The sequence below is a fragment of the Lysobacter enzymogenes genome (genome assembly GCF_017168095.1).
Taxonomy (GTDB): domain Bacteria; phylum Pseudomonadota; class Gammaproteobacteria; order Xanthomonadales; family Xanthomonadaceae; genus Lysobacter; species Lysobacter enzymogenes_D.
In genome coordinates this window covers 15,534-32,770 of sequence record NZ_LXSD01000630.1, presented here as the reverse complement: position 1 = coordinate 32,770, position 17,237 = coordinate 15,534, and the positions used below count along the sequence as shown (strand labels likewise).

The window sequence follows — 17,237 nt, the reverse complement described above, 5'->3', positions numbered from 1 at the left end:
GCGCTCGCCCGAGCCGCAAGGACGCGGCTTGCGGCGTATTGCAGCGCTCGGTCTCGACCGAGCGCAGTCGCTGCGCCTGCTGCGGATTCGCCGTGTCTCGCGAGCGGGTACTATCGCCGCAGAACAGCCGCCCTTGTCCGGCCTGGATCTGCGAGCCCCGCGGAGAGACGACATGAGCCCCAAGCCCACCGGCCATCTCGATGGCAACGACTTGATCATCGAACGCAGCTTTGCCGCATCCGTCGATGAGGTCTGGGCCAGCGTGACCCAACCCGAGAAGACCGCGCTCTGGTTCGGGCGCTGGGAAGGCGAGGCCGGGCCCGGCAAGGTCGTGCGGCTGCAGATGCTGCACGAGAAAGGCCAGCCGTGGTCGGATGTGCGGATCGAAGCATGCGCGGCGCCGCACCGTCTGGTCGTCGCCATGAAGGACGATTACGGCGACTGGCGCATCGAGCTGACACTGACTCAGATCGGCGCCGAAACGCAGCTGCGTTTCGTACAAGCGCTGAGCGACAGGACGATGGCCGGCGAAGTCGGGCCGGGGTGGGAGTACTACCTCGACATGCTCGTCGCCGCTCGCGAGGGCAAACCGTTGCCGTCGTTCGGCGATTACTATCCGGCGCAGAAAGCGCATTACCTGAAATGACGATCCGCCGATCGAGCGACGAAACAGAATCGGCGCCCACCCAGGGCGCCGAACGCAGAGGAATCGAAGGGCGGGCGAAGCATCGCCCGCCCTTCGGCTTTTTCGCCGCCGCTCAGGGCAAGGTGTTCAACGTCGCCCGCACCGGCTTGGAGAAGTTGAACCCATCGCGCCGGTCCCAATTGACCGACCAGGTCATGACGCCGCGGAAGGTCGGATAGGCCTGCTGGGGCCGGATGGTTCCGCAGTTCTGCAGCCGCGTCAGGCAGTTCAGCGCATTGGCGATCGTCGCCGACGAAGCCTGTCCGCTGTTGGCCGAGGACGGGCCCGAGGGCAGTCCGAGCGCGACCTGATCCGGCCGCAGGCCGTTGAAGACGACGCCGGTGTTGTTGTTGGTGCGGAACCCTTCGATCAACATCAGGCTGGCACCGACCAGCATGTCGACCGTTCCTTCGGCCAGGCCGTTCTGGCTGTACGGCGTGTACAGCGCGCCGTTGTTGTAGTACTGCACATGGATCAGGTCCAGCTCCTGGCGCAGTCCGTCGATGATCGGCAGGTACGCGCCCCAGATCCCGCTGTACGCGGTGAAGCCGCCCTGCACATACGGATGCTCGGGCGCCATCGACAGGTAGAACGACGGGCCGATGCGGGTATTGAGCTGCTTGATCGCCGTGACCAGGTTGGTCTGCACGGCCGCGCCGTGATAGACGCCCGCGCCGCTTTCCAGGTCGATGTCCACGCCGTCGAAGCCGTAGTAGCGGATCAGGTCTTCCATGCTGTTGACGAAGTTGGCCACCTGGGTCGCGTTGTTCAACGTCACCGTGCCGTTCTGGCCGCCGAGCGACAGCACGACCTTCTTGCCGCGCGCACGCGCCGCGGCCACGTCGGCCTTGAACTGCGCTTCGGTGCCGGCGCCCGGATCGACCGTGAAGCTGACCGCGCCGTTGCCCGCGTCGTCGCCGAACGCGACCACGATGACGTCGAAGTCGTTGGAGACCTGGCTGATCGGATAGGTCGGGCCGGACGGATTGGTGAAGTTGTGCCAGTACCCGACCAGCGCATGCCGCGGCAGGGTGTTGTCGCCGCCGCCGGCGCTGGTGGTCGCGCTGATTTGCGCGCCTTGGGCCGAGGCGTTGCCGGCGTTGTCGCGCGCGCGCACTCGGTAGGTGTAGGCCGTGGACGCGGCCAGGCCGGTGTCGCCGAACGACGTACCGGCGGGCGAGCCGACCAGCGTGCCGTTGCGATAGACGTCGTAGCCGACGACGCCGCTGCCGCCCGCGTTGTCGGTCGAAGCGTTCCAGCTCAGGTTGACGCTGGAGGAGGTCACCGAGGTCGCGGCCAGCCCGGCCGGCACGCTCGGCGGGGTGGTGTCGGGGGTTCCGGCGTTGACGGTGATGTTGGCCGCGGCGGAGGTGGTGGTGGCGCCCTGGTTGTCGGTGGCGACCGCGGTGATCGCGTAGCTGCCCGCGGCCGCGTTGGTCCAGCTCGCGCTGTACGGGGCCGTGGTGTCGACGCCGAGCGAAGTGCTGCCGCGGAAGAACTGCACCTGGGCGACGCTGCCGTTGGCGTCGGCCGCATTCGCGGTGACGTTGATGGTGGCGCCGGCGGCGAAGGTGGCGCCGTTCGCCGGTGCGGTCAACGCGACCGTCGGCGGCGTGTTGCCGCCGGCGCTGCAGGCGCCCAGATCCTGGTAATAGCCGCAGCTCGGGCAGTGCGTGGGCGGCGTGTTCCAGATCGAGGTCGTCGCCTGGTACAGCCGCCCCTGATACACGAGCTTGTCGCCCGCGCTATAGATGGTGGACGCGTTCCAATCGGCGATCCCCGCGCAACTGACGCTCTGCGCGTGCGCGGGCGCGAGCCCGGCCGCCAGCAAAACGCCGGACAGCAAGAATCCTGTCAATCTGGTGCTCATTGGATGTGTTCTCCAGGTGCCTGGTGAATAGGGAAGGAGGCCGGCGCAAGAGGCGCCAGCCTTTTCGAGCCACGCGGCAAACCTGTTGCGGCGCGGCCGTTCCCCCCAGAGAACAATGACGATCGTCGTGCGGTCGGTGGCCGATCCGCGCAGTGCGCTGCATGCGTGTGCAGCGCTATTGGGCGCTGCCGACTTTGGTGGGCGGCGACTCGGGTGTCAAGCTGCCGGGTCTGCGATTAATGCGGCGATCGTCACGCTGCGAAATATGCTGCTGTGCAGCGATTCGGGCATGCAGCTGCGATCGCCACAGGCATTGGACGAACCCGGCGTTCGGCGTTGACAACCTACGCGAGCGAACGCGTCGGCGCCCGCCGGCGGATAGCCGCTGCATCCGGCGCTCCTTCCAGCCGCTCCGGCGCCGGAAGCACGCGGCGCGATCACCGCGCACGGCCCGGAAGCGGCAACGCTTCCGGGCCTGCTCACTACTCAATAAACCAGATACTCCAGGCGCTTCGCGCTCAACGACGCCGACGATTCGTTGCGCACGTCGGCGCTGAAACCTCCGCCGGTCAGGGTGCCCTGGTTGATCAGGAAACTGAAGATGCTCGGACCCTTGCCGTCCTTGCCCCTGGGATATTGCGCGTTGCCGTGGCAGCCCATGCATCCGCCCATCACCAGCTGGTCGGAATTCGGCGGCAGCTTCTTCACGTCCAGGATGCTCGGCAGACCGCGCTTGGCCAGCAGGGTGAATTGCTTCTGGTCGGGGTCGGGATCCTTGACGCCGCCCTTGAACAACTGGATGCCGGGCTGGCTGCTCTCGATCACGATGTTCGCCAGGTAAAAGTCCTGGGTCAGCGGATCGGGCTTGGCCGGCGTGACCGAGCTGTCCTCGTTGGTGGGCAACACCTGCAGCCCGACCAGACGGTAATAGCGCCACACCGAATCCTTGAACGCAGGCGTGCTGGCCATCGCTTGCTGGACTTCGTTGTTGACCTCATACACCGCGCTGGTCGCTACCGGCGGATTCTGGACCTTGATCGGCCCCGAAAATCCGCTGGGCACGTTGAATTTTCCGGGAACGACATCGTAGCCGTGCGCGCTGTCGACCGGCCCCGCCAACGGCAGCGTGACTGCCGTGCGGTTGGAACCCGAGTTGAGGATCGCCGTCGGCCGCGTCCCCGGCGGCACCGATGCGTCGTACTGCATTTCGTTGTACAGGTTGATGAGGTACAACCCGGTCTCCTTCTTGTCCGGCGTGGTCAGGCTGTCGACCTGTTCGAAGGTGGTGTAGACGAAGGTCGGGTAGTTCTCCATCTTGCGCAGGATGTGCAGGCCGACCAGGCCGAAGGTGGCCACCCGGGCCTGGGTGACGCCGTTTTCGTTGTAGTAGTACAAGGCCTCGGCCGTGTGATAGCGGCCGGACGCGATCAGTTCGGGCGTCATTTCCCGCCACGCCGACTTGACCTCCACCGATTCGTTCTGGTTCGTCGCGTTGGGCGGCAATTCCAGCGACGCCGGCGGATTGCCGGCGTTATAGATGGATTTTATATAGTCGTATTCGACCGGGTTCACCTTGGCCTGGAACAGGATGATGTGATCGTCCTGCGGATTGGTCGACGGCGTGTTGCCGTTTTTGGGGAAGAAGATCTGGTTCTGGCCGATCTGGCTGTTTTCGTCGAGATTGTTGAATCGGGCGTCGGCCGAGGCGACCTTCAGATTCCCCTGGAAGACGTACTCCGGATCCAGGGCGGCCAGGTTGCCCTTGGGAGCCGACCCCGCCGGGAACAGTTCGGACCGATGGGCGAAGGTTTCCCAGACCAGCTGATTGCTGCTGAAGTTGGATGCGGCGGTGGTGCCGCTGCGATAGAAGTCGCTGGCGCCGGATGCGGCGAAGTTGCGGCTCGGATCGATGCTCCCGCGCACCACCGGCGACTTGCCGGCGACATCGACGCCGTTTTTCTGCGCCGGGGAATTGAAGTGGATGAACTGCCGCCAGGCGAAGCGCGCGTATTGCGCGTGGGTGATGTTGGGGTTGTAGGGATCGTAGTTGTACGCCGGCGGAGCGGCGGGCAGCGCCGCCGGGGTCGCGGTCAGGTCGGCCGGCGTGATCGGTTCGCCGCCCGGAAATGCCGTCGTTTGCTCCTTGGCGACCGATGCAGCGGCGACGGTGGGTTCGGTTTTCGTACACGCTGTGGCCATCGCCAGCGCGCTGGCGAGCGCGCCGAACATGATGATGCTGGTCTTCATTGCCGCACTCCGTCAGTGTCTCGCTCCGCGACGGATCCACGCGATCCGTCGCGGCAGCCGTGGGAATTCATGAGTGGTCGTGCCGCCCGATTCGATCGGGAACGGGTCGAGGGGCGGGTCAGCCCACGGACTGGTACCACTGGATCACGAAGCTGGTGTCGTTGTAGTCGTTATCGGTACCGTCTTCGGTCACGTACAAGGTTCCCCCGCCGCGTACGACGCCGCTGATGAAGAACTGGACCGGATTGCCCGCCGAGACCTTCGGAACATACGGCCCGCTGCTGCCGAACTGGACCTGCATACCGGACGCCATGGTGAACCTGCCGGCTCCGTTCTGGAGAAAGCCGACCTCGACACCGCTTCCGGAGATCGGAAAGCTCGCCTGACTGGCGTCCAGGCAATAGAAGCTGATGGGGTTGCCGTTGCCGTCGATGATCTGGACGTACTGCGTGTACGCGGCCTGATGCATCGCCGTGAACGTCACCAGCTTGCCGTCGGGGATATAGGCCAGCGACTGAGGGGCCGACCATTGGATGCCTGCCACGATGGAATCTCCTTTTATCGATTGACTTCCGGGACTGGGTCAGGCGCCTTGCCTGCCTTCATCGGCTGCGATGCCGCCGATTCGGTGCAACGGGCGCCGTGCGGCGAATGCCTGTCGAGACAGCATCGTCGAGCGGTTCGTGGATCAAGAAGCTTTCTTCCACCGGCCCACCTCGACAGCGTGGTGCGTGGCGGTGCCGAACTATTGCGAGCACGTCCCGGACGGGCGCTGCCGCCGCGGCGACAGCTCCACTATTCACAGGAATATCGTTCCCTGCTGCGATCCCGCCCGTGCTCGACGACGCCGAAACACGCGGGCCTCAACTGGTTCCCGGCGCTTCGCGCGGCGACCTTCCTTGATCGCGACACTGGGCGACAAGCAACGAAGCAGCCTCGAGGCTCATGGAGAACCCTTCGCGTGATTCGCCAGGAGCGCCGCCTCAAGGTCCAAGCGCCTGCGCCTTGGTCCATCGCCAGCTACTACGCTGTCGAGCGCACGCTGCGGCCAACTTTTTCGACCGATGCTTGATTCAGCTCACAAAAATCGCCCCCTGTTTCGCATCGTTGCGACTTCGCCCGCAAAAGCCTCCGCCATCAACGAGCAAGACGCTCCATGCGCACGGCAGCCAGACCGGCGCTGACGCCTTGGAGAAAAGTCGATTTGCCCTGAAAGCGGGCGATCGCGGAGCCGATCTCACAGCCAAGCTCTAAAACGCGAAATTCGGCGCGCTCAGGACGGCATCGACTCGGTCGTTGCGACCAGGCAACACGCGACCGCCGACCGGCGAACCACTCTGGCGATACCGATGTCGCCGGCCGCTCGAATCGACCGCGACGATACCAATCAACAAAAACACACAAAAAAACGTATCGCTCTATCGCCTGCCTCGATGTTGTCGATCAACCGATCCACTGCTGAATCTCGATTGCGACACACACGACACTATTACCGATATGGTCGAAATCACCGACAAGCAACTGTGAGAGCTATCACGACGACCCCAGGAATTAGGGAGTAACAAGATTCGGAGGCTGCGGATATCGGATCAAACGAAGCGCACCGAAGAGCGCCGCGCATTCTGTGCACGAACATGGAGGTGGCCAGATCCATCCACGCAGGCCTTCGCCCCGGATCGAGGCCGCTCGGCCTGGAAATCGAATGCTCGCGCCGCGCGCGCCGCGCGCGCCGGCGCGCCGTCGCACAACGCATGCGCAAGAACGCGCACGGACGCGATGAGAACCGCGATGCAGTGCGAATCAGCCACAGGGCGCACCGCCGCCCTGCTGCGCGGCCACGGAGGGCCGCGACGCGACAACCGACAGGTTCGTTGTCGCGACTCCGACCCAGGCCGATGCCGGGCCGGACGCATCGTGCGAGCGCAGGACGCGCCCGCCCGATCGCTTGCCAATGGACTATTCAACCGACAATGGAGCGTGTTATGAAAAATCTGGCCGCGTTTGGTTTGGTGTTGTTGGTCTCGGCCCCGCTGGTGAACACCGCGGAAGCGCAACAGACGGCATTCAAGAAATTGAACGAGAAAGCCCGCTTCATCCATGGCGAAAACCTGGTGACCCGCGCGTTGCCGGAAACCGGCGCGTCCATCGACGCGCGCCTGCTCTCGCCCCGGCAAAAGGCGGCCGGCTTGAGCACGGTCATGGTCACTCGCGACGGCGCGCAGTACGCATCGACGATGAATCCCGAGGACGTGGCCATCTTCGAAAAGGCCATCGCCGACCTGGAGAAGGTGGGCCGCACGCCGGCGTCGTTCAGCACCCCGCCGGTCTTGCCGGCGACGCAGCGCAACGCCCTGTACACGCCCAAGGTCGTCATCGGCGCCGACGACCGGGTGCAGATCACCAACACCGTCGCGAACCCGTACTGGCATATCGGCCGCATCGGCATCGGCTGCACCGGCACCTTGATCGGGCCGAAGCATGTGCTGACGGCGGGCCATTGCGTGTCCAACGGCTCCGGCACCTGGTACTCCGCCCTGGACTTCACCACCGCCCAGAACGGCAGCTACCAGCCCTGGGGCACGACCACCTGGGCGCGCGCGCTGACCACGACCGCCTGGCATAACGGCGCCGACAGCAATTTCGACTACGGCATGATCGTGCTCGCCTCGGCGCCTCACGGCGGACACTCGGGCTGGGGCACCTACTCCGACGGCAACTACGTGATCACCGGCTATCCCGGCGAAAAGCCCTTGGGCACGATGTGGACCCATTCGGGACCGGTGTCGACCAGCGGTTCGTATCGGCTGTGCTACACCATCGATACCTCGGGCGGCAACAGCGGCAGCGGCATCGCCGCCGGCGACTACGTTCGCGGCATCCACACCACCGGCTCGTCGAGCCAGAATTGCGGCACGCGCCTGACCAGCACGGTGTACAACACCTTGCAGGGCTGGATTTCGAGCAATCCCTGAGCCCGCGGCGCCGGTTCGGAGCAGTCCGATCCGGCGCCGGCCCCGCAACAACGTGGCGCACCCTCGCGGTGCGCCACGACTTCCGCTCGTTGACAGGACTACGAGGCAGACATGAAATCCATCGCCCTGATCGCCGCGCTGACGCTGTTGACCGGCTGCGGACCCGACAGCAACCGAACGGCGCAGGCGCAAGCCCCGCTGGAGAGCGCGACGATCGTCGGCAGCGCCGAATCTCCGGATCCGGTGCTGGCCAAGGTCATGGAGCTGGAGAAGCGCGGCGTGGTCAAGGACGTGGTCGTGCAGGAATCCTTTCCGGTGCAGATCCGCTTGCGCGCGCCCAAAGCGGTCATCGACGAGTTGAACCAGATGCCGCGGACCGGCGGCTTGCGCTGATATCGCCTGTGCCGAGCGCCGCCGCGGTCGGCGCCCGCCCCGCGGCTGCGATCGCACCCTGCTTCAGTCCGAATAAGGCTCCGGATTGGCCAACGCCGCGCCGCGGTGATCGGGCTGAGCGGGATCGTTGCGATAGTTGTCGGCCCACTGGCTCCAGCCGTAGCCGAGCCGCGCGCCCTCGTCGTACACATAACCGTAGCCGTAGCCGGTCACGCTGAAGCGGTTGTCGACCGCGCTCAGCGCGCGGCCGTAGCGGTTGCCCCAGCGCGACTCCAGGATCAGCTGGTAACCCTCGCCCTCGAACAAGTTGCCCTCGACCCGGACTTGATCGATGTCGGCGGCGGTCTGCAAGAACAGCGCGCCGGTGTCGTTGCCCGAGCGGATGTCGAGGCGGTTGTTGCGGATCAGCATGCGCCGCAGGGGATTGGCGGCGGTGGAGAAGTCGCGCACGGTCGCAGCCGAATTGTGCGACGCGCTGGAGCCGGTGCCGTAGGAACGCAGGCGGTGGACGTAGTTGCCGTCGGCCACGGCGTCGTACTGCGGGCCGGTGTTGTAGAAACAGATGCCGCTGCCGGTGTCGTGAATATAGTTGCGCTCGAGAATGCCCACGCCGAGGAACGCGCACGAACGCGAGATGCGTCGTTGCGATATCAGCGCGCCGGAGATCTCCGAGTCGCGGATCTCGACCCGGCCCTTGGCCGGCGGGCAGCGGTCGTCGACGCAGCGCGAATAGTCGGTCGTGGTCAGCACGGCGGCGCCTTCGCTGAGCGAGGTCGGGCGGAAGCACGAGCGTTCGACGACGATGTCGCCGGCCGACAAATCCAGCGGCGTCTCGAAGCGCACGTCGCTGATCCGCGCGCCCGCCGGCAGCTTGGCGTTGCCGGTGTAGCGCGGCAGGGAATCGCAGGTATGCCGTCCGAGCGCGGCCAGGCCGGTGTTGGCGGGGGTCAGCTGCCAGCCGCGCAGCGCCTGCTGTGCGTTGGCGGCGCCGGCAAGCGCGACGAGCGCGCTGCAGGCGAGAACGCGGAGGACTGTGACAAAGCAGGCGGCGCGTGCGGGTGTTCCGACATTCATCGTGGCTCTCTCCGGGGAGTGGTGGTCGGTAATGGGGATGCGCGTCCGCAGGCTCGACTGAGGCCGCGCTGTGCAGGGCCGGGGCGACGGTTGGCGCCGCGCCGGCGAATCTGTCGACGGTCCGGTTCTTCGCCGACGCCATGATCCGGACCGACCATCATGCGCCGGCTTGCTCGGCATCACGCTTGTGCAGTCCGATGGCGCGCACGCGCTCGATCAGGGACAGCCTCTGTCCTCGATCCGCAAACGACTGCGCGGAAAATTCACGGCAGGCGATGCATCGCGCAGGCGAAGCCGGGCTCAGTTCGCGCCCGCGGCCGAAGGCGCAGCGGCCTTGCCGACCCAGGCGCGCGCGTCGACGATGCGCTGCGGCGCCTGCTCGCGCGCGACCCGGTCGAGCAGCGCGCGATTGCGGTAGCTGGCGACGACCATGACCCGCTTGCCCGGGTGGTCGCGCACGGCCTGCCGCACCTGGCTGGCCATGTAACCGTCCCAACGGGCCTGCGCGGCCGCGAAATCCGGGCCGGCCAGCGCGAACTGGGCCGACTGCAAGCCCGCGGCCACCGCCGCGGTCTTTTCGTCCTGGACCTGCCCCGGCGTCTGCCAGTAGGCCAGAAGCGCTTCGTCGGTCGCCTCGTCCAGGCGGGTCAGGGCGGCGGCTCCGGCCGGGTTGCGTTGCTTGAGCGCCGCGAACGCCGCCCCCGCCTGGCCGGTAATCTCTTTATAACGATCGCCGCCGGGCTCCATGGCGACCGCATCGACCCGCATCCGGGCGAGCAGCGGCCAGATCACCGCCGGGTATTCCGGCCGCCCGGGGGTCGGCTTCTTCTCCGCCAGTTCGTCGGGCCGGACCTCCAGAACCAGCACGTCCGGCCGGAAGTCGACGATCGCCGAGCGCAGACGATCGTAGCCAAAGGCCGGCTCGCGATCATGCAGGCCGTGCAGGGCGCCGACGACCACGACCCGGTCGTCGGCGTCGAACGCCTTGATCGAGCCGAACGCCAGCAACAGGATGGGAAGAGCGAACAGCAAGGCGGAGTACATATTGCGCACGGCGTAGCACCTCGTTCCAGTACCTGGAGGCAAGCTAAGCCCGCGCCGGCCGCAGCGGCCAGCGCAATTCTGCGAGCGGGATCGCCCGGTCGGCGAGCGGGCTAGCGGGCGATCAGACCCGCGAGATTGTCCCGGTAGCGCCGGCTCAGACGCAGGGTGTGGCCGCCCTGCAGGACCACGTTGGCGTCGCCCCGGCCCAGGTTGCGGATCTCGCGGATCCGGTCCAGGCGCACGATCGCGCCGCGATGGATGCGGGCGAAGTCGGCCGGGAGCTCGCCGGTCAGGGCGGCGAGCGACCGGTCCATGAGCAGGCTGCGGCCGCCGGCGTGCACCTCGGCGTAGTCGCCGGCGGCGGCGATCCAGTCGATCTCCTGAAAGCGGACCAGGCGCGAGCCGGCGCCGACGCGAATCCACAGCCCCTCGCTTTCGCGCCGTTCCGGCGCCGGCTCGGCGGCGACGGGGCGCTGGCGCAGGCGCCGACGGATCAGCACGGCGATCATCAAGCCGGCATACGCGACGGCGGCCTTGTCGAAGTTGGCCAAGAGCACCGGCGCTACCATCGCCAACGGGTTCGCCAGCCCCGACCCGTAAATCGGCCAGAAAACCACGACGAACAAGGCGACGTGCAGCGCGGTGGCGACCAAGTATCCGAGCACGGCGACGGCCGCCTGCAGGCTCTTGTTCCAAGCGCTCGCGAACAAGCGCTCGGCCGCGGCCATGATCGCCGGCGCCAGCGCCGCCCACACCGCGAAGATCGCCGCGGTATACCCCAGCGCGCCCCACCATTCCTGGGGACGGCCCCGGTAGGCGGCGAAGGCCTGCCCTTGCGCTGCGCTGATCAGGGTCGCCAAGGCCCACGCCGCCACGCCGAGCAGTATCGAGCGCGCGCCGGACGCAGGCAGGCGCGCCTCGATCCGGGTTCGAATCCTGTCCCACGCCTGGCGCATCGAAGTTCGATTCTCTCGGGGAACCCGGAGCGGGAGTCTGCTGGGTTTTGCTGCGCTTGTAACCTGCCGTTGGTTGGCGGCGCGGCGCGGATGGCGCTCGCTCGCCGGTGGGCCGGGCGCGCTTGTGTGCGCTTCGCACTCTCGGCGGAGTCGACGCCGACGGCCAGTGACCTAGGCCGAAGGCCAACGGCCGAGAGGTCGATCAGCGATACACGGGGCGTGGCGAGAACCTGTTGCACAGGGAAAGGCGCGCGGTGGTGGCGGCGGTGCGGGTTTAGGACCAGAACACAGCCAACGACACGATCCCGACTACCTGGGTCGCCTCAGTCGCGCGACCACGGGGATGCGCCTGCACCGAGCGCCATGAACGATTTAGTTGAAATCCGCCAATTGCTGCTCACTGTTCGAACGGGAAATAACGAACGTTTATGCAACGTTCGTAAGCCGTGATCTTATTCGGGATCAGGAGCGATGGCTTGTTAACCTCAGCGCGCGCACTGTCGCGCCATCCGAATCAACTTCGATTCGGCTCCAGCGAGAGGTGATCAAAATGGGCACCAACCAGCAAGGCCAGGGCGACCAACAGGGCCAACAGAACCAACAGGATCAGAAGGACCGCGAGCGCGAGGGCCGCGAAGGGCGCAACCCGAACCAGGGCGACGACGACCAGAACGACCAGCACAAGCGCGGCGGGCAGAATCCGCGGGATTGAGCGATGCAAAGTCGCTTGAACAAGAGAGCCCCCAAAAATGGGGCTCTGTTGTTTTGCGCTGTATAGCGCCAGGCCCGAAGACGGTTAGCTCCTTGCTGCAGCCCTTGCTTGAACTCGTGATTGATCGCCAACGCCCACTCGCCAGTTGGCGGTCGAGCCTGCTGGATGGCTGCTCGCCGCAGGCGATCGATCTTCCGCCGCCGGCGCCGCAAAAAGCAGACGGCGCCTGCACATCGTTTGGCCACGCGTCGGGGCATGTCCCGCGGTAGCGCGATCGCGGTCGGGTCGAGTTACGCAACGATCAACAACCGTTACCTTTCCGCGCGGCCAGCGGATGTAGGCTGCCGGCACAGCGTCCGACCGCCCGCGGGCGCATCGCCCTTGCCCACCGCCGGAGGATCGAGCGTATGCGAAGCGTCGCCCTGAAGATCGTCGCATCGGTCCTGTCGGCCGCACTCGCGTTCCATGCCTTCGCCGGCACCCGCGGCGACACCGTTCGCGTAGCCGTCTACCGCGGCCCGGCCGCGTGCGACCACTGCTCGGAAACGCTGAAGCGCGCGATCGAGGCGCTGGGTGCGAAGTACCGCGTCGACTTCGTCGGCGCGGACGAACCCATCGACATCACTCCCGCGAATCTTGCGCGCTACGACGTTTACGCGCAGCCCGGCGGCGGCCAGAACATCCCGGCGGCGTTCGCCAGCCTCGGCGACGAGCGGGTCGGCGCCATCCACGATTACGTCGCCCACGGCGGCCGCTACCTCGGCATTTGCATGGGAGCCTACCTCGCCAGCGGGTCCGGACTCGGCCTGGTGCCGCACGAACTGGAGTCGGAAGTCGGGCGTCCCGGCTTCGAGGTCGACAACAGCGAAGACGCCAGCGTCGCCGTGCGCTGGCAGGGCCGCGCGCAAACCGTCTTCTATCAGGACGGCCCCTACCTATTGCGCGCGGCGAAAGACCCTGGCTTCCGCGTCATCGCCACCTACGCAAACGACGACATCGCCGCTGCGCGCTACTCGTTCGGCCACGGCGCGGTGGTACTGAGCGGCCCGCATCCGGAAGCCGACGAGAGCTGGTTCGAGGATGCCGGCCTGCCGCTGGAGGACAGGCCGGACGACCGGCTGCTGCGCTCGTTGCTGGCCGCCCTCGGCCGCTGATCTCCCGCGCCGCGCGCGCCGGCTGCGTTGCGCGACGGGAAACTCAATGCCTGCGGCGCTTACCTCTGCGCAGACGGACGCTGCCGCTCGTGCGCATCGGCGCGCCAATGCCTGGACGAGTACGGCGCTCCGGCGTGCAAGTCGGTGCCCGCCGAGCCGGGACTGCGCTGCGGACGATGAACGCAGGCCGGGCCCCGGAACGATTCCGGGGCCCGGCGCTGGAACGCATCGCCGCGACGCCGCCAGCGGCGCGCGGCTTCATGGCTGCGCTTCGGACGGCTTACGGGCAAATCGGATTGCACTGCTCCACTTCCGCGTAATAGGTCTCCGAGCGCGGAGTGAAGACGACCGGATAGTTCGGCGCGGCCGCGTCGTAGTTGCTGACGCCGTACCAGATCTTGCGCTGGTTGTTCGGGTTGGTGATGCGCACGCTGTCGACCGAGGCCGACGCCAGCAGCGCGCCGGTCGCCGCGTCCTTGAGCGTGGCCGACACCGCGCAATACGGCTTCAGGCCCGCGCCGCAGCTGGTGGTCACCGAGATGCGCACAGTGCCGGTGATCTGGGTCTTGGCGACGTTCTTGCACGCCACCATGCCCGCGGTCGGGCCGTAGGGATCGCCCCAGCTGTAGGCGAAGATGCCGAACTGGCGGTTGTCCGCGGTCGCGCCGACGCAGGTCGGGTGGTACGGCGGGCGCGCCGAACCCAGCACGATGCCGACGCCGCCGCCGGTCGCGCTGGCGGTGAACTGGCCCGAGGCGGTGAAGGCCTGATCGCCGGACATGGTGCTGACGAAGACGTTTTCGATGCCGGCCTGGAGCAGGTCGGACGCGGCGACGTCGACCTCGACGGTCTGGTCTTCGAACATCGCCCGCGCCGGCTTGATCCACGACCGGCTGGCCAGCTGCGAGGCGCCGCAGACTGGCGTGCAGAACGCCGGATTCAGGGTGAAGGCGGGCGTCGCGGCCGCCGCGGTGGAACCGGTCAACTGGACCAGGCCGAGCGCGGCGAGCAGAACCGCGCTGGTTGCCGAAAACCATTTCATGATGTCGCTCCTGTCAGGGGTGTAGGCGATGGACGGGGCTGGGCCCGGACGATGCGCGATCGCATCGCGGGCGTCGCGCCGACGGCCGGCTGGGATGCAGCGGGCGTTCGGTTACTCGCAAACGGCGCGCGGTTCGGCTCATCGGAACGCCGCGGCGCGGTCGGCGATGCCTGCCGAGGGCCGTCGAGGACGACGGAGCCGCCGGTCGTTGGGCGGACTACCGTTACTGCGAGGTTTGCGGCATGAATCCGCCCGAGCGCCGAACCTGTCCGGCGCTTCATCCCCGCGGATGAGGCGCCTGCCGCGCATCGCACGCTCCGCTGGTCGCCTCGCGCGCAAGCCGCCGAAGCATTTGTGACCCCTATCACTGACGACCGCCCTCGTCGCCCCGAGCCTGCAAGCGCAGCCGCGGGCTGCGGCACAAGGACGAACCGCAACCACGGCCCCGAGCGGCCCGCGGCGCGCCCTTGAGTCTTCTGCGACCAAGGGAGTCGAATCATGGGCAACGAGCGTCCCGCAGTGATCAAGACCGTGCTCCAGAAGGGATCGGCCATTCCGGCCAGCGAAGCCTTGCGCGCCAACAGCGCTTCGGCCGCCGAGTTCAAGGCGGCGATGGTCGAACTCAACGCGCCGACCGCGCAGGAACAGGCCTTCCTCGACGAGTTCGCCAAGTAAGCGGCTTGCGCCGCCGGACGCGCGGCGCGGGCTTGCGCGCCGCGCGTTCGCCGCCAACGAACCGGAGCGCCGGCATGATTCCGTACGAACGCGAGCGCAGCCTCGACGAGGCCGACCGCATCATCCGCGAGTGCATCGCGCGGCGCGGCTGGAGCATCGATACCGACCGATTGGGCGAGGGCCTGGTCGCCGCCAAGTGCTTCCTGCTCGACGCCGGCGGCGAAATCCTCGCCTTCGGCGGCGGCAAGGGCGCGCCGGATGCGGCCTACACCGGCGCGGTGTACGAAGCGGTCGAACACTACTACTGCAAAGCCTCGGCGCTGCCGCAGCAGTGGGAGTACCCGGCCGCGCGCGCGATCGCCGACGACCCGCGTTATGCGGCGCTGCCGTTCCTGTCGGCGTTCGAGCAACAGCCGCAGCGGCGCCTCGCCTGCCGCGACTACGCCGCGTACTCGGGCGAGGACGCCCTGCCCGTGCCGCTGTTCCTGAGTTTCCCCGACTATCCCGGCGGCGCCCGCGCCGCCGATCCGCGCGACGATTTCGATTACACCCGCGCCTTGCGCTTCGGCAGCAACAGCGGAACCGCGATCGGCGCCAGCTTCGAGGAAGCGGCGCTGCACGGCATCGGCGAGATCGTCGAGCGCGACGCCTGGTCGCTGTTCCTGATGGCGCATTACCTCGGCGGCGACGGCGTCTACGGGCGCTGGATCGACCCGGCGTCGCTGCCCGACGAACTGGCGCGCACGCATCGCACCGCCGAGCGGCGCGTCGGTAGCCGGGTGCGGCTGATCGACATCGCCAGCGACCTGGCCTATCCCGCCTTCATCGCCGTGCCCGAACGGCGGCTCGAGGACGAAGTCGTGTTCTCGCACGGCTGCGGCGCTTCGCCCTATCCGCAACACGCGGCGTCGCGCGCGCTGAGCGAGCTGGTGCAGTGTGTCGACATCAAGCGCGACACCGAGCATCTGGCCGGACTCGACCGGCTCGCGCTGGAGCTGCTGGCCGCGTACCCGCGCCTGCGCGACTGCGCGATGGGCGAAATCGACCCGCGCCGCCTGCACCGCGCGCGCTGGGACTTCATCGAGCCCGAGCGGCAGACGCCGCAGCGATTGCTGCCGGCGGTCGTCGCCGACCTGCGCGCGCGCGGCCTGATCCTGTACCACGCGGTCAACCACCGCGAGGCCGACGACTTCTGGGTCGTCAGCAGCCTGTCGCCGGACCTGGAACGTTTCTTCCTGGTCACCACCGGCGTGGCGATGGCGCCGGGACGGCGCGGGCGCGACTTCCTCGAACGGCATCGTCGCGCCGCCGCGGCTTAGGCGCGGGCGGCGACATCCCGCCGCCAACCCGAAGTGATCGAAGCGAGCCGTTCGGCTTGTTTCGGTCGCTCAGCGCTGCTTCGCCCAGTAGCATGTCAGCAAGATCGGTCGAGCGCGACGCGATTTCAGGCGCCAGGATAAGCGCGCCACTCAGGAACGAACGAACCAGGCGGCCCATGAAAGCGGCGACGCAAAACTACCGTTCGCGGATGCAGAAAGTGCTGGCGCACATCGACCGGAACCTCGACTCCGACCTGGACCTGGACGCAGTCAGCCGGGTCGCCGCCTTCTCGAAGTTTCACTTTCATCGTCAGTTCGCGGCCGCGCTCGGATTGTCGCTGCACCGCTACGTCCAGCTGATGCGCCTGAAGCGCGCCTCGCATCGGTTGACATCCAGCGAGCCGCAAAGCGTTACGGACATCGCGATGGAAGCCGGCTACGACGCGCCCGACGCGTTCGCCCGCGCCTTCAGGCAGCGGCTCGGGCAGTCGCCTTCATCGTTCCGGGAATCTCCCGATTGGGGAGCGTGGCTCGCGGCCTTCGGCCCCCTCGACAACGCAAGGAACAAGCTCATGCACATCACTTTCGAACACGACGATGTAATCGTCCGCGAGGTCGCGTCCACGCCCGTGGCGATTATCGAGCATCGCGGCGACCGAAGCGCGATCGGCGAAACACGCGAACGCTTCATGCGTTGGCGCAACAGCGTCGGCCTGCCGCCGGAATCCAGCCCCAGCTTCATGGTGTTCCGATCCGAACGAACGCCCGCGAACCCCGCCGACTACAGCATGGATTTGTGCGTAGCCACCGACCGGCCCATCGCGGCGAACGACGCCCAGGTGAAACCAGGAACGATTCCAGGCGGCCGCTGCGCCGTGTTGCGCTACCCCGGCAACACCAACAACCTCGAACCCGCCGCGCTGTATCTCTATCGCGACTGGCTCCCGGCCAGCGGCGAAGAAGCGCGCGATTTTCCCCTTTATTGCCAACGCCGGCTCACGCCGATCCCGGGGATGTCGGCGCATGAGGTCGTCGTGGAACTCTTCCTGCCGCTGAAATAGATGAATATCCGGCCTGCACCTTCTTGGCTGGTC

At 67.1% G+C, this 17,237-nt stretch carries 15 protein-coding genes; 8 read left to right on the top strand and 7 right to left on the bottom strand.

What is annotated here, in order from left to right:
• Positions 1-172: 172 nt before the first annotated feature.
• Positions 173-646, top strand: a complete 474-nt coding sequence (locus tag A7A76_RS24510) for an SRPBCC family protein (RefSeq protein ID WP_206413770.1) — start codon at positions 173-175, stop codon at positions 644-646.
• A gap of 112 nt (positions 647-758) precedes the next feature.
• On the opposite strand, the gene A7A76_RS24505 is transcribed toward A7A76_RS24510, so the two are convergent.
• From A7A76_RS24505 to A7A76_RS24495, 3 genes are all read right to left on the bottom strand, one after another.
• Entirely contained in the window at positions 759-2,555 is a 1,797-nt protein-coding gene (locus tag A7A76_RS24505; protein ID WP_206413769.1) for an Ig-like domain-containing protein, read from the bottom strand.
• A 486-nt stretch (positions 2,556-3,041) separates the two neighbouring features.
• Positions 3,042-4,802 carry a hypothetical protein gene (locus tag A7A76_RS24500; RefSeq protein WP_206413768.1) on the bottom strand — a complete coding sequence of 587 codons (1,761 nt, stop codon included), beginning with the start codon at positions 4,800-4,802 and terminating at the stop codon, positions 3,042-3,044.
• A 118-nt stretch (positions 4,803-4,920) separates the two neighbouring features.
• On the bottom strand, positions 4,921-5,346 hold the full coding sequence (locus tag A7A76_RS24495; protein WP_206413767.1) for a hypothetical protein: 426 nt from the start codon (positions 5,344-5,346) through the stop codon (positions 4,921-4,923).
• Positions 5,347-6,784: 1,438 nt separating this feature from the next.
• Between A7A76_RS24495 and A7A76_RS24490 the strand changes: the two genes are divergently transcribed.
• The gene (locus A7A76_RS24490; protein WP_241201170.1) at positions 6,785-7,774 is read left to right on the top strand and encodes a trypsin-like serine peptidase; all 990 of its coding nucleotides are present in this window, start codon (positions 6,785-6,787) and stop codon (positions 7,772-7,774) included.
• 111 nt (positions 7,775-7,885) lie between these two features.
• A complete protein-coding gene (locus A7A76_RS24485; RefSeq protein WP_206413765.1) occupies positions 7,886-8,167 on the top strand; it encodes a hypothetical protein in 282 nt (93 codons plus the stop codon).
• A gap of 63 nt (positions 8,168-8,230) precedes the next feature.
• On the opposite strand, the gene A7A76_RS24480 is transcribed toward A7A76_RS24485, so the two are convergent.
• The 3 genes from A7A76_RS24480 to A7A76_RS26115 form a co-directional block, all read right to left on the bottom strand.
• Entirely contained in the window at positions 8,231-9,241 is a 1,011-nt protein-coding gene (locus A7A76_RS24480; RefSeq protein WP_206413764.1) for a hypothetical protein, read from the bottom strand.
• Between the two features lie 300 nt (positions 9,242-9,541).
• Complete coding sequence (locus A7A76_RS24475; RefSeq protein WP_206413763.1) at positions 9,542-10,285, bottom strand: hypothetical protein; 744 nt, start codon at positions 10,283-10,285, stop codon at positions 9,542-9,544.
• A gap of 110 nt (positions 10,286-10,395) precedes the next feature.
• Complete coding sequence (locus A7A76_RS26115; protein ID WP_206413762.1) at positions 10,396-11,040, bottom strand: LytTR family transcriptional regulator DNA-binding domain-containing protein; 645 nt, start codon at positions 11,038-11,040, stop codon at positions 10,396-10,398.
• Between the two features lie 751 nt (positions 11,041-11,791).
• Here A7A76_RS26115 and A7A76_RS24465 point away from each other — a divergent pair.
• Together A7A76_RS24465 and A7A76_RS24460 are read left to right on the top strand one after the other, a co-directional pair.
• The gene (locus A7A76_RS24465) at positions 11,792-11,953 is read left to right on the top strand and encodes a hypothetical protein (protein ID WP_206413761.1); all 162 of its coding nucleotides are present in this window, start codon (positions 11,792-11,794) and stop codon (positions 11,951-11,953) included.
• Positions 11,954-12,360: 407 nt separating this feature from the next.
• Complete coding sequence (locus tag A7A76_RS24460; protein ID WP_206413760.1) at positions 12,361-13,107, top strand: BPL-N domain-containing protein; 747 nt, start codon at positions 12,361-12,363, stop codon at positions 13,105-13,107.
• A 280-nt stretch (positions 13,108-13,387) separates the two neighbouring features.
• Here A7A76_RS24460 and A7A76_RS24455 read toward each other — a convergent pair whose 3' ends face one another.
• A complete protein-coding gene (locus A7A76_RS24455; protein ID WP_206413759.1) occupies positions 13,388-14,149 on the bottom strand; it encodes a hypothetical protein in 762 nt (253 codons plus the stop codon).
• Positions 14,150-14,647: 498 nt separating this feature from the next.
• On the opposite strand from A7A76_RS24455, the gene A7A76_RS24450 reads away from it, so the two are divergent.
• The 3 genes from A7A76_RS24450 to A7A76_RS24440 all read left to right on the top strand — a co-directional run bounded on the left by A7A76_RS24450 (position 14,648) and on the right by A7A76_RS24440 (position 17,204).
• Positions 14,648-14,824 carry a hypothetical protein gene (locus A7A76_RS24450; RefSeq protein WP_206413758.1) on the top strand — a complete coding sequence of 59 codons (177 nt, stop codon included), beginning with the start codon at positions 14,648-14,650 and terminating at the stop codon, positions 14,822-14,824.
• A gap of 74 nt (positions 14,825-14,898) precedes the next feature.
• Complete coding sequence (locus tag A7A76_RS24445) at positions 14,899-16,143, top strand: YcaO-like family protein (protein WP_206413757.1); 1,245 nt, start codon at positions 14,899-14,901, stop codon at positions 16,141-16,143.
• 176 nt (positions 16,144-16,319) lie between these two features.
• Complete coding sequence (locus A7A76_RS24440) at positions 16,320-17,204, top strand: AraC family transcriptional regulator (protein WP_206413756.1); 885 nt, start codon at positions 16,320-16,322, stop codon at positions 17,202-17,204.
• Positions 17,205-17,237: the final 33 nt, after the last annotated feature.

Coding starts and splice junctions, on each gene's coding strand:
- A7A76_RS24465 (WP_206413761.1), top strand. CDS start 11,792: ATGGGCACCAACCAGCAAGGCCAGGGCGACCAACAGGGCCAACAGAAC.
- A7A76_RS24475 (WP_206413763.1), bottom strand. CDS start 10,285: ATGTACTCCGCCTTGCTGTTCGCTCTTCCCATCCTGTTGCTGGCGTTC.
- A7A76_RS24460 (WP_206413760.1), top strand. CDS start 12,361: ATGCGAAGCGTCGCCCTGAAGATCGTCGCATCGGTCCTGTCGGCCGCA.
- A7A76_RS24485 (WP_206413765.1), top strand. CDS start 7,886: ATGAAATCCATCGCCCTGATCGCCGCGCTGACGCTGTTGACCGGCTGC.
- A7A76_RS24480 (WP_206413764.1), bottom strand. CDS start 9,241: ATGAATGTCGGAACACCCGCACGCGCCGCCTGCTTTGTCACAGTCCTC.
- A7A76_RS24445 (WP_206413757.1), top strand. CDS start 14,899: ATGATTCCGTACGAACGCGAGCGCAGCCTCGACGAGGCCGACCGCATC.
- A7A76_RS24490 (WP_241201170.1), top strand. CDS start 6,785: ATGAAAAATCTGGCCGCGTTTGGTTTGGTGTTGTTGGTCTCGGCCCCG.
- A7A76_RS24500 (WP_206413768.1), bottom strand. CDS start 4,802: ATGAAGACCAGCATCATCATGTTCGGCGCGCTCGCCAGCGCGCTGGCG.
- A7A76_RS24505 (WP_206413769.1), bottom strand. CDS start 2,555: ATGAGCACCAGATTGACAGGATTCTTGCTGTCCGGCGTTTTGCTGGCG.
- A7A76_RS24440 (WP_206413756.1), top strand. CDS start 16,320: ATGAAAGCGGCGACGCAAAACTACCGTTCGCGGATGCAGAAAGTGCTG.
- A7A76_RS24455 (WP_206413759.1), bottom strand. CDS start 14,149: ATGAAATGGTTTTCGGCAACCAGCGCGGTTCTGCTCGCCGCGCTCGGC.
- A7A76_RS24450 (WP_206413758.1), top strand. CDS start 14,648: ATGGGCAACGAGCGTCCCGCAGTGATCAAGACCGTGCTCCAGAAGGGA.
- A7A76_RS24510 (WP_206413770.1), top strand. CDS start 173: ATGAGCCCCAAGCCCACCGGCCATCTCGATGGCAACGACTTGATCATC.